Source organism: Streptomyces actinomycinicus, from assembly GCF_016741775.1.
GTDB classification, from domain to species: domain Bacteria; phylum Actinomycetota; class Actinomycetes; order Streptomycetales; family Streptomycetaceae; genus Streptomyces; species Streptomyces actinomycinicus.
This window is the reverse complement of sequence record NZ_JAERRK010000043.1, coordinates 1-11,821: the sequence shown is the minus strand read 5'-3', so window position 1 is coordinate 11,821 and position 11,821 is coordinate 1. Positions and strand designations below refer to the sequence as shown.

The window sequence follows — 11,821 nt, the reverse complement described above, 5'->3', positions numbered from 1 at the left end:
CCTGGCAGGCGTACGAAGGCCCCTGCTGACCTCACGACTCCACGGCGCCCTGCGGCACACCGGACGGAAGAGGTCACTTAGCACGGGTGCTCCGCTCAGGCGTCCTGGTTCCGTGTGGTCTCCGTAAGCCTCGGGCAAAGAGACGGCAAAGCGCCGGGCTCTCTCCGCCGGCCGCTGCTCTTCCCGTGCGACCTCCGCTTCCGTCGCGAGCGCGGGGCACGTGAGCGACGGACGCATCGAGGGCGTTCCACGGTCGGCGGACGGACGGGCCGCACGGGTCCGTAACCCGCTCGTCCTTCCGCCCGAGTGGCTCGTCCAGCCTGGAAGGAGCCGTCGCTTGTCTCGGAGAAGGCGTTCCAACCGGCCACGTGGCGCTGCCGCGTCGGACGACACCGTGGAACTCGTCCCGTGGGCCGATCTGTCCGACGCGGCACTCCTGTCCATGCGGCGGGCGCCTGGTGAGGAGGCGCCGGCCCATCCGGGCCCAGCCCCGGACGCCACCGCCGAGCTGCGCCGACGGCACGTTCCCGCGATGCTCGGCTACGCCCGGCTGTGCGCCGTCGAGGAATCGGCCCGGGCGCTCGCCGACGAGGCGTTCGAGCATGCGCTGTCCGACGCGGATGCGGCGTCCGAGGTCGAATCACCGTGGCGTCACCGTCTGTTGCTCGGCGTCCACCGGACCGCCCTGGAATGGGCGGCCGCCGGCCATCTCGACCGACTGGCTCCCGACTTCCTCGCCTGGCTGGGGACACCCCACCTCGGCCCCGACCAGGCGTCCTGCGCGGGCCTCCGGCCGGAGGACGACGTCATCCTCATGGCCTTCGGCCGACTACCCGACCAGACCCGGAGTGTGCTGTGGCACGCGGTGGTCGAACAGAACACGGCGGCACAGGCCGGCCGGCTGCTCGACGTCGAGCCCGGCAGGGTCCCGGTGCTCCGGGAAGACGCCCTGAAGCACTACCGCCGCGCTTACCTGGAGACCTTCGAGGAGCGTACGGCGAAGGGACCTTGTGGGCGCTTCGCCCCCCTGCTCGACCTCGCCACCCGCCCCGACGGGGCGCGCCACAGCTGTGAACTGGAAGAACACCTCGCGCAATGTCTCGGCTGTTTCGGTGCTCGCGGCGACCTGGTGGGGCTGAACGATCACCCGGCCGTGACCCTGGCCCGCGGCCTGCTCCCGTGGGGATGCGATGCGCCCTCCGCACCCTGGCGCCGTTCCGGCACCGTGGACGCCCATGGGGAAGCAGGCGTGCCCCGGGCGCCCGCACGCACCGCTCCTTCGCCGACGCCTCGCACGTGGCGCTTCCCCACGTCCCTCGGCAGGGCCCCGCGGGCGATGATGCTGGTCCCAGCCGGGCTGCTGGTGGCCGTCGCCCTCCTCGTCCGAGTCCTGTCGAGCCCCGCGTCGCACCACTCCGCCAGTGATCGTGCCTCCGCGGTCACTCCCCGGCCAGTTGTCACCAGCCCGGGGGCGGGGCCACCCGGAAGCGGGCCCGGCGGTTCCCGGCACACGGACACGTATGCGGAACTGATCAACGCACGGTCCCATCTCTGCCTCGACGTTCACGGCCCTGAGCCCGTCCAGAACGGGGCGGGCCTCATCACGGCCGCGTGCGACGGCTCCGCTTCACAGAAATGGCTGCACACGGCGAACGGGTTCGTGCGCAACTACGCCGATCCCACCTACTGCGTGGACACCCTCGGCAGACACCAGGAGAACGCCGGGGTGGGCAAGTGCGCCTTCCTGGAGAAGGGCGCCGAGGCAGATGGACAGCTCTTCGAGCTGTGGCGGGGAGGCTCGCTGCGACCGCGCGGCAATCCCGCCTTTCCCTATCCGGACTTCGTGCTGGCTCCTTCCGCGGACGGTCCCGGCAGCCCCGTCCGCCTGCTCCACTTCCGCACAGGCGAGGGCCAGGAATGGCTCCTGGGTGCGACGGTGCTCGCCGACTCGGGACCGGTGCGCGGCTGACCGCCTCAGCCGTCGGTTCACGGGCGGTGGGAGCTTCGAGACGGCCGACGTCTCCGGGCGGACAGGGCTCTGGACCGGTGAGCAGTCGGGAACCTCTACGAACAGGGGTGGAAATGATCGACCGAAAACTGCTGCTGCTCAACATCGTGGACCGAGTGGAACGGGGAGTCGTCACCCAGGCCGAGGTTGATCTACTGCGGAAGGCAGTCGTCCTGCTCGACGACATGGCCGACGCCCTGGACGCCGTGCACCGAGCCCATGAAGAGCGCTCCGGCCCGGGGTACGGACGTGACGGCCGGGGCAGGCCAGGGGTCTGCCAGGGGTCAGCAGACGCCCAGGTCGGCCCAGGCGCCATAGGCGGTGGGGCTTCCGGGTTCGTTGTTCCGGGTCCACCATCGTGACTTCCAGGACCGGCCTGCGTGCGAGACGACGATCCCCTCGCTCGGGTACACCGTGAAACGCTCCCAGGCCGGTGCGGCGCACGAGTCATGGGCCGGACGGAGGTCGGCGGCTCCGCCGGCCGTCGAGCCCGCGCTGCTGTCCGCCGGTGCGCCGGGCGCGGCGGGGTCCGGCAGTACCGGGAGCGCTGGTGGCGCGGAGGGCGGTGGTGGTGCGGAGGGTACGGGGGAGGTCGTGGTCCCGTCGGGCGTGATCCGGTACATCACCGTGTCGTGGGAGGCGACTTCGGCGGACAGGCCGCCCGTGGTGGACGCGGTCTGCCCGGTCCACAGGTCTTTGACCGTGTACGTGGACGCTGCGTCCAGGCCGATCTGTGCCGTCGTGGCGGAGATGGTCGCGGCGTTCGGGCCTGTGTTGGTCAGCGTGACGGCGCGGGAGCCGTCGGACAGCTCCTTCGCCATGACCACCACGCCGCGGTTGACGTCGTCCGGGCCGGAGACGACTCTGCCCTGCCGGCCGGCCGCGTCCTGGTCCACGGCGATGACATCCTCGTTGCCGAGGATCTTCACGCTGTCGTCGCTCGCCTTGGCGAGATCGGTGCCGATGATCAGTGGAGCGGCCATCTCGGACCAGAGGCTGAAGTGGGTGCGGTACTCGGCCGTCGTCATGCCGCCGTTGCCCACTTCGAGCATGTCGGGATCGTTCCAGTGACCGGGACCGGCGAGCCGGGCGAGGTCCTGTCCCTTCTCCGGGTCTCCCGGTGTCCATTTTCCCGCCTCGTCCTTCGACCATCCCCAGTTCCTGCGGGCAATGTCGATCATGCTCTGCCAGCTGTCCCTGATGTCGGGGGTCGTGCGCCAGGAGTTGGCCACTTGCGGGCGCCAGGACTCGACGGGCTGCTGCGGCTCCCTGTGCATGCTGTAGAAGACGGGACGCTTGGTGCGGGCCAGGGCGGCGCGCATCTTCTCGAAGGTCGCGCGGGCGTCGAAATCCTTGGTCTTCGGATACTCGCTCGTCTTCGGGTTCTCCGAGTCGGCGCGGCACCAGTCGTACTTGAGGTAGTCCACGCCCCACGCGGCGAATGTGGCGGCGTCGATTTCCTCATGCCCGGAACTGCCCAGAGCGCCCGGGTAATGGTCCCAGATCTCGGCGCAGGTGTACTTGCCGGGGCTGGCGTATATGCCGAGCTTCAATCCCTTGTCGTGCACGTACTGGGCCAGCTTGGCGATGCCGCTCGGGAAGCGGACGGGATCGGCTCGGAGGCGGCCCCGGGAGTCTCGCTCCCCGGCCTGCCAGCAGTCGTCGATGTTGACGTATGTGTAGCCGAGTTTGTCCAGACCACGGCTCTGGATCGCGTCGGCCGCCGCCATGATCTTCTTCTCGTCTATCGCGCATCGATAGGCGTTCCAGCTGTTCCAGCCCATCTGCGGGGTCGCGCCCAGCTCCTTGCCGGGAGTCGGCGCCCATGGCGCGACGGGCGAGGCCGGCTCCTCGTCCCCCAGGGCCACGGCCACCACGGAGACGGTGAGCAGGCTGACGACGACACCCAGGCCGACGAGCCGGCTTCTTCGTGAAGGACGGTACGGCCGTCCGGCGTGATTCATGTGCGACTCCTCGGGGGGACGCCGAATGGAAACCAGATCGAACGGATTCACAAGCGTTTCCACGTGACCGTTCTGTGGAATGGCAGCGCTCCGAAGGCAGCCGAGTCAATACCTGAATTCACCACCGGCGAGAATGTGTGCCGGGGAGACAAAACAGCTTGCGCGCATACTCGTTCAGCGCACGGAACGGCTGCTGCGCCGGCGCGGCCGGCGCCTGCGCAGCGTCAGCACGGCACCGCCGATCAGCGTCAGACCGCCCGTCAGGGCGAGTGCGCGAGACAGGCCCGAGTCCGCTCCTGTCGCGGCGAGGAAGACCGGTTCCGCGCTCCGGCCGGCGGTGGGAGCGGCGTGCTGGTTCATGCTGACCGCCACCGAGGCCGCGCCATCGGAGCCTGCGGTGACCCGGATGCCGAGACCGGCGGCCTTGTCGGTCAGCCGGGTGATCGCGTCCGCGCCTGCCGTCGCCGGATCGTCCCAGCCCGTGTCCGCTTCGGAGACGTCGACGAGGGAGGCCTTGCCGTAGTCGTCGCCGCTGACGCGGTAGGCGTGCACACCCGTAAGGGAGTGGTCGAGGGGGCCGCCGGCCCGGCGGTTCTCCAGGACGAGCCGGTCACCGCCGTCACCGAGGGGGATCTCCAGGGCACGCAGTCCCCGGCCTGGCCCCTAGAGGGGTACGAGGCTGTAGGTGGCCGACTTCGTCGCAAGGGCTCGCTCGGTGTTCTTGACCCAGCCTGTGTGCAGGAGTTCCGGTGCGGTGAGGCCGCGACCGGAGCCACCGGCGCCCATGGGGGTCTTGTTGCTCCACCCGTCCTCGGTGCAGTGCCTCAGGTCGCCGTTCTCACAGGTCGCGGTTGGTGATCGAGGCCGAGGTTGTGGCCGACCTCGTGGATCAGGACGGTGGGGTCTTCCATGTCCGCGTCGCGCTGGTTCACCCATGTGTACGGGCCCGGCATGTCGCCCATTCCGCCCCAGTTACAGTCCGACTTCTCGCCGGGCAGGATGATGGAGAGGCTGTCGTAGTCGTCGCCCTGCGTCAGCCCCCGTTCCTCGAGTTCCTCCTGGGTCAGCTGACGCATGCCGTTCCAGTCGCACCCGGCGGCTTTCAGGTCGAGCGTGTACGGGCCCACTACCTTCTCGTGCACTGCGGGCGTGTACGTCATCGCCCCACCGGACACCTGCGTGTAGTACGAAGCGAGCGAGTCGATGGCGCCGAAATAGCGTTCAGCCGCGGCGGCCTTGAGCGTGCCCGGGTCGGCGTGTGCACTGTCGCTGAAATTGATCAGGACGGGAAGCATGCGGTTGGTTCCGCCCTCCTCGGCGTGGCTGCTCGCCCCCGTCGCGAGACCAGCGGCGAGCAGGACGCCACCCGTCACGATCGCCACACGGATCCGCGCAGATGACATACCAGCACTCCCTCGACGGCGACCGACAGGTCCCCGGGAGAGTGGCGGCCCTGGCAACCGTCCCGGCACTTTGCGCAGGCTTTACCTCTCGTAAGGCGGGCAGGACACGACGGAGCTTGAGCCGTGCGGCTGCCGGGGGTGCCGGCAGCCGCACGGCGTGCTACGCGGGCGTCAGCCGCTTGAACCAGGTGACCGGCGTGGTGGTGCCGGGCGCCTGGACGTACACCCGGGCCGGTACGGCCATCGTGGACTCCTGGTTGTCGCCGTCGATGTCGCGGAGCACGATGTAGCCGGTGTAGTAGGCCCCGTTCGCCCGGCCCTCCAGGAAGCCCCGCTTGTCGGCGGGCACCTCGATCTCGACGTCCGTCTCCAGCGTGTTCTGCAGCCGGGTGACGGAGGTGGAGGCGTAGCTGTACGAGAAGCTCAGCTCGGCCCCGATGTCCGCCTGGTCCTTGCTGATGAGCTTGGGCGTGATCTTGCCGCCCGCCGACCAGCCCTCCGTCACGCTCTTCTCGTCGTTCACGGACGCGGACACCTTGTAGGTCAGCTTCCCCTCACCCGCCATGGCGTGACTGGCTCCCCGAACCGGATGCTTCTCGTCGAGCTTTCCGACGAAGACGCACGGTGCCGCCTGCCCGAAGGCCGGGTGCCTGGGTGCGGTGTTGGTCATCCCGCAGTACTGCTCCGCCGTCTGTCCGCCTGAAGGGACGGTGTCGTCCCTGGTGTTGGCGCGGATGTCGGGGCGCGAGGACTTCGTCCCGCCGGGCCAGCCGTCGACGAGTTTCCGGGCGCTCGCCCTCAAGGGCTCGGGGTTCCTCTCGTCGGCCGCGTACTGCTGGGCCGCGTTCATGGCGTCCCGGATCGCCTGGTCGGGGGCGTAGGTCTTGCGCACGTCCGCCAGGTGGACGGCCTTGACGCTGCCGCTCGCGTCCCTGTCCAACCCCCTCGGGTAACCCATGACGCTCTCCGACCAGTTGAGGGGAGCCCACTTCGCCATCGCGTCGAGGACTGCCTCGTTCGTCTCGTACGTGTGGTCGGCGACGGCCGCTGCCGGCCCGCTGTCGGCGTGTGCGGGGGTGGGAGTGCCGAGCAGGGACGCACAGGTGAGTAAGCCGGTCACGACGACGGCCGTCATCGCGTCGCCGGCCCGGCGGCCGCGATCAGCCTTGGTGCACGGTGTGGCCATACGAATGTCCTTCTCTCCTTCGGTCGGGCGTCGGCCGCTCGTCGGCCGGCGCCGGTGCACACCCCTGATGACCCGTGGGGCCGGCGTCGCCCGGGCAGGCGCAGCCGACGGAGGGTCATGGGGCGAGTCCGTGGGGCGGCCTACTCGGCCGCGGAGTGCAGGCGGTGCGACGAGAACGGCATGTCCGCGAGGCGCCTTGCCCGCCCGAGGAGCGTGGCTGCGACACCGAGCGGCAGACGGCGATGAGGCGGCGCATCGACGGCGGCCTGCCCGCCCTCGTCCGGGTCGCCCGGTCCGGCACCTCCCGTGTCGGTGCCACCGATATCCAGCCCTCCCGTGGTGGCACCACCCGAGCCGGTACCCGCCGTGTCCTCGCCACCCGGGTCCGTGCCCCCGACGCCGGTACCGCCGGTGACCATGCCGCTCGAGCCCGCACCACCGACGGCCGCACCGCCCGGGTCCGAGCCACCGGTACCGGTGCCGGTGCCGCCGGCACCCGTACCCCCGGCTGCTGCGACCCCACCGGGTGACCCGCCCGAAGCCGTACCACCGCTGGGCGACGCCACCGGCGAAGCGCCTCCGGGCGGAGACACCCGCGGACGTCCCGGGCCGGGTACCGGCCCGGTGTCACTCGTCGTCCCGGGGCTTTCGGTACTCGCTGACCGGCCGGCCGCGCTGAAGCTCCCGTTCGAGTCCGTCGTGCCGCGCGGTGTCATGGACGCCAGGCCCCGGCTGTTCTGGACGGGGAGCCGGGTCGGCCCGTCCGCCGGTTCGCCCGGGCTCCGGCCGGGGGCACCGGGCCGGTCCTGGGCGCTTGGCTGGTCCGCGCTGCCCGGGGCCGGCGGGCTGCCGCCGTCGGACCACACCGTGAGCACCAGAACCGTAGCGAGCACGGTCACCAGCAGCGCACCCGCGGCCAGCGCGGCCCGGTGCCGCGCAGCGGCGTCACCGGGCCGGCGGCGGACCGCGCCGGCGTCGGCGGCTGACGAGGACGGTGCGAGTGGCAGGTGCCGTGGGGTGGACGGGCCGGCCGGCTCCTCCTGGGGGCCGTGCAGCGGGTGAGAGGCAGGGGTCTCCATGGGCGACGGGACCGGCTTCCCGGCACGGCCCTGCGGGAGGCCGCTCGTGCGCGGGCGCGGTCCGGGAGCGGCCTGGTGGGAGGCGAGGTCCGCGACCAGTGCCAGGGTGCGCCGTGCGGCGACCGTGCCACGTTCGTCGTTCAGGCTGCTGCGGAGTCCGAGAGCCCTCTCGAGGCGGGTGCGTGCCTGGTCCAACTCGCCACGGCACAGCGCCAGAATGCCGAGTTCGTGCAGGAAATACGCTTCCTGCTCGGCGTAGCGGGCCAGCCGTGCGGCCTCCAGACCCGACCGCAGCACCCGCTCCCACAGGTCCCAGTCGAGACTCGCCGCGAAGACCGGCGCCGCGGTGCGGGCCAGGAGAACGGCGGTCGTGAGGTGACTCTGGTCGTCGGCCGACGTGATCGTCGCCAGCGCTCCCAGCATCGCCTCCGCCTCCGTCACGGCCCGTGCGGGACCGACCGAGGGGATGCGGGTCCAGACGGTGTAGTGGCGGGCGGAGACGTAGGCACGGGCCGCCGACCGCCCGCCGTGCTCGTCCGCCAGCTGAGCGGCGACGGCCGCGGACAGGCGGTAGCCGGCACCGACCGGCGTCAGCAGTCCGCAGCTCACCAACTCGGCCACCGCGCCGCCTGCGTGGGCGCCCCCCAGGAGGCTCGGCAGGTGCACCTGGCCGGGTACCGCACCGCCCAGGGTCACGACGAGGCGCAGTGCCTCACGTGCGGCCTCGCTCAGCCGCGACGCGAGCGGAGCCGACAGGGCCGCACCGTGCAAGGGATGGGGCAGCCGGACCTCTCGCAGACGGTCGGGAGCGCCGGTGCCCTTCCGCCCAGGGTCCTGTGGCCGCGTGCACGACAGGTCACGCTGCCGCAGCAGCGCACCCGCCTGGACCAGCCGCAGTGGCAGGCCCTCGCACTGGAACCACACGTCCCCCGCCCACGTGGCCTCTTCGTCGGTGAGCGGCCGGTCCACGGTCCACCGCACCAACTCCAGGGCGGCGTCACGTCCGAGACCGCAGAGGAACAGCTCCTCCAGACGGGAACCGGCGGCCGGCGCCGGAACCTCCGGCGTCGCCGCGAGCAAGTAGGTGCACTCCGGTGTCGCCGAGAGCACCTCCTCGAGTGCCCCGCCGCCGAACGTCAGGTCGTCCACGACGACGACCGCGCTGACGTCACGGACCTGTGTCCGCAGGGTGGCGTCGTCGGGCCGGTAGGAAGGGGCGTCGAACACGGCCGTGAAGAGCGCGTGCAACAGCCCTTCCGGGGTCCGGCCGTGGCCGCAGACGCGTATCACCCCGTCGGGCGCGACACCGGCGCAGTCCTGGGCGACCGCCTCGAGCAGAGCCGTACGACCGGAGCCGGCCGGGCCGGTGAGCCGCACGGAGCGACCGCGTGCGAGCAGACGTCGCAGCCGTGTGCGCTCTTCCTCGCGCCCCCACAACGGCGCCGTGCGGGTCGTGGATGCGGGGTGAACCGCTGGACCGTCGGTCCCTCGCGTGCCAGGGGCCCGACGTGGCGCGGCGGGGAGCTTCGTGTCCGGGCGGCACAGCTCGATCTCGCCGCCGTCGACAGGGTTCACCGTCAGCAGGAAGCGCCCGCACACCAGCTGGGCGACGCGGTGGGGCTCGGTCGCCGCGGCCTCGGGGGCGAGCTGCGCCGGCCGTCGCCGGGCATCTCCCGGAGGAGGGCGCCTGGTGCCGCCACCGGTACCGTGCTCATCAGCTCCCCTGCCTACGGGATCCACAGTCACCTCCGTGTTCGTGGTGTGTCGTCGTCCCGGCACACGGCAGGGGCGAGGGCGGCTGGACGCCGCCGCCCGGGCCGATGCGTGGAAACAGGACGTCAGGCCGTCCGTCGTCCGGGCCCCAGGCGACGCCGAGCCCCGTCGGTGCAGCCGGCAGGGGGATTCACCGGCCTGCGCTCCACGCCCCCCGTGGCCGGGCGGCGGCGCAGGGCCCTGTCTAGCAGTGGGCAGGACCCCGATTCGGCCGGCGCCGTCGAATGTGAACCGGGATGCCGAAAAGACGGCGTCGGATCTGCTTCGGCTCACAAACTCCGGTGTCGCGGCGGCGCGGACGGTCCACCTCAGCAGTCGGCCATCGGGCCGTTTCGGCTCTTGCCCTGACGACGAGGGTTGTGCTGCCGGCAAGAGAAGTGCGCACCCGGTACGCGTCCTGGCAACAAGTCGTTGACTGTCGAACGGACTGGGCGTCTCATTCCCTATCACCTGGTAGCAGCCCCGTGCCTGGGCGTCCTTCTTCGACGGAGACCGCCAGGAGCGTGCAGCGGGCCGGCACGTGTGAGCCCAGGGACGTTCCCCTTCGAGCGGTGGTTCGCCATGTGCGTGCCGCGGGCGGCAGACCGGGCCCAAGACCAGCGCCGCCGTCTGCCCGGCCGCCGGGTGCATCTCCCCGCCGTCCGCCCGGGCGACGGATCGCCCCTCCAGGGAGGCTTGACATGAAGGTTCGTCCCGGTGGTGCCGCCGCCGTCATCGCGCTCGGTACGGCGCCGCTCGTCCTCTTCGCTCTGACCACGGGTCCGGCCGACGCGCACGGCGCCATGCAGAATCCCGCCAGCCGGGTCTCGACCTGCTACCAGGAGGGACCCGAGCACCCGCGGTCGGCCGCCTGCAAGGCAGCTGTGGCGGCGAGCGGCACGCAGGCGTTCTACGACTGGAACGCGGTCAACATCGCCGATGCCGCGGGCAGGCACCAGGAGATCATCCCGGACGGGAAGCTGTGCTCCGCGGGGCGCGAGAAGTACCGCGGCCTGGACCTGGCGCGCGCGGACTGGCCGGCCACCCAGGTCTCGCCCGGCCCCTTCACGTTCCGCTTCACGGCCACGGCCCCGCACCGGGGCCGTTTCGACCTGTACATCTCCAAGGACGGCTACGACCCGTCACAGGCGCTGAAGTGGTCCGATCTCTCGCCCGATCCGATCGCGTCGGCCGACGACCCCCAGGTCGTGGACGGCGCCTACCAATTCGAGGGTGAACTGCCGGAGCGAGAGGGCCGCCAGCTCATCTACGCCATCTGGCAGCGCTCGGACAGCGCCGAGGCGTTCTACTCGTGCTCGGACGTGGACTTCGGCGGTGGCTCCGGCAGCGGGCACACGGGTGGCGGTGCCGACGGCTCGGGGGCCGACGGCGGTGGTGACCGCGGCGGCAGCGCCGGGGGTTCCAGCTCCGCCGGGGGCCCCGGTTCCGGGGCCGGTACGGGCAGCGGCGACGGATGCGCAGGCACCGGAACGGGCCGGCCGTCCGACACGAGCCCGCGTCACCCGTCCGACGAGACGGCGCCTGACTATCCGTCCGACCAGACGGCACCGGACCACCCCTCCGACGAGACGGCGCCTGACTATCCGTCCGACGAGCAACCGGGCTATCCGGCCGACCCCGGCCCGGACCATGACCATGACCACGCCCACGACCACGGCGGGCACTCGGCCACCGATGCCTGGTAGCGAGGAGGGGCCTGCCGAACGGTCATCGCTCCGCACCCCGACAGGAAGGAATCCCCATGCCACCCCTCCGCAGAGCGCTCGTCGCCGTGGTCGCAGCCGCGAGTGCCGTGACTCTGGCGTTGACAGGAAAAGTGCTGCCGCAGGCGACAGCCGCTCCACCCGCCCCGACGTACACCGTCACGGTCGGGGCGAAGGGCACCTGGAAGTACCCGTTCGACACACCGGCCAATCCGTACATCGACAAGGACGGCACGTTCTACTTCCAGCAGGCAGCCGCGCTCTACGGCGCCGACGGCCCACGGGCCTGGCACTTCTACACCGGCACGGACTTCGACACCGCTACCGAGGACAAGGCGCTCAGCACCGCGGTGACCCCGAACAAGAAGGCGGAGTCGGAGGGCAAGGCCGACGGCAACGGCGACACGACCTGGCGGTGCAACAACAGCCCCACCGGGCGGGAGGCGACGGACCCGCCCAAGGGCTCGTCCTACTCGCAGAAGAACTTCTGTGACCTGTCCGGTGTGTGGGTCGATCCCGACACCGGTGACTGGTACGGCCTGGTGCACAACGAGTTCACCCCGCAGCCCTTCAAGGACGGCTCCCACTACGACGCGATCGACTACGCCGTGTCGAGGGACCAGGGCAGGACCTGGGACATCAAGGACCACGTCCTCACGTCCCCCTACAGCACCAAGCGCAACGACGACAAGGCGTTCCCCCAGC

Annotated in this window: 7 protein-coding genes and 1 pseudogene; 3 read left to right on the top strand and 5 right to left on the bottom strand. The window is 71.3% G+C overall.

The features are described from left to right. Nucleotides 1–394 precede the first annotated feature (394 nt). Complete coding sequence (locus JK359_RS40310) at nt 395–1,969, top strand: ricin-type beta-trefoil lectin domain protein (protein WP_201844293.1); 1,575 nt, start codon at nt 395–397, stop codon at nt 1,967–1,969. A gap of 323 nt (nt 1,970–2,292) precedes the next feature. Here the strand turns inward: JK359_RS40310 and JK359_RS38165 are convergent, their stop codons facing one another. The 5 genes from JK359_RS38165 to JK359_RS38145 all read right to left on the bottom strand — a co-directional run bounded on the left by JK359_RS38165 (nt 2,293) and on the right by JK359_RS38145 (nt 9,380). Further along, nucleotides 2,293–3,972 carry an alpha-galactosidase gene (locus JK359_RS38165; RefSeq protein WP_201844291.1) on the bottom strand — a complete coding sequence of 560 codons (1,680 nt, stop codon included), beginning with the start codon at nt 3,970–3,972 and terminating at the stop codon, nt 2,293–2,295. A 174-nt stretch (nt 3,973–4,146) separates the two neighbouring features. Then, a complete protein-coding gene (locus JK359_RS38160; protein WP_201844289.1) occupies nt 4,147–4,524 on the bottom strand; it encodes a hypothetical protein in 378 nt (125 codons plus the stop codon). A 272-nt stretch (nt 4,525–4,796) separates the two neighbouring features. Continuing rightward, entirely contained in the window at nt 4,797–5,375 is a 579-nt protein-coding gene (locus tag JK359_RS38155; protein ID WP_201844287.1) for a metallopeptidase domain-containing protein, read from the bottom strand. A gap of 160 nt (nt 5,376–5,535) precedes the next feature. Further along, nucleotides 5,536–6,561, bottom strand: a complete 1,026-nt coding sequence (locus JK359_RS38150; protein WP_201844285.1) for a hypothetical protein — start codon at nt 6,559–6,561, stop codon at nt 5,536–5,538. A gap of 140 nt (nt 6,562–6,701) precedes the next feature. Next, nucleotides 6,702–9,380 (bottom strand): ATP-binding protein, encoded by a 2,679-nt coding sequence (locus JK359_RS38145; RefSeq protein WP_372445533.1) that lies wholly within the window; start codon nt 9,378–9,380, stop codon nt 6,702–6,704. 713 nt (nt 9,381–10,093) lie between these two features. Here JK359_RS38145 and JK359_RS38140 point away from each other — a divergent pair. Together JK359_RS38140 and JK359_RS38135 are read left to right on the top strand one after the other, a co-directional pair. Then, nucleotides 10,094–11,098, top strand: a complete 1,005-nt coding sequence (locus JK359_RS38140; protein WP_201844281.1) for a lytic polysaccharide monooxygenase auxiliary activity family 9 protein — start codon at nt 10,094–10,096, stop codon at nt 11,096–11,098. Nucleotides 11,099–11,154: 56 nt separating this feature from the next. After that, nucleotides 11,155–11,821, top strand: a pseudogene (locus tag JK359_RS38135) (RICIN domain-containing protein); the annotation flags it as partial.

Excerpts from the sequence above, each read along its gene's own strand:
- JK359_RS38140 (WP_201844281.1), top strand. The coding sequence starts at position 10,094 with ATGAAGGTTCGTCCCGGTGGTGCCGCCGCCGTCATCGCGCTCGGTACG.
- JK359_RS38150 (WP_201844285.1), bottom strand. The coding sequence starts at position 6,561 with ATGGCCACACCGTGCACCAAGGCTGATCGCGGCCGCCGGGCCGGCGAC.
- JK359_RS38155 (WP_201844287.1), bottom strand. The coding sequence starts at position 5,375 with ATGTCATCTGCGCGGATCCGTGTGGCGATCGTGACGGGTGGCGTCCTG.
- JK359_RS38165 (WP_201844291.1), bottom strand. The coding sequence starts at position 3,972 with ATGAATCACGCCGGACGGCCGTACCGTCCTTCACGAAGAAGCCGGCTC.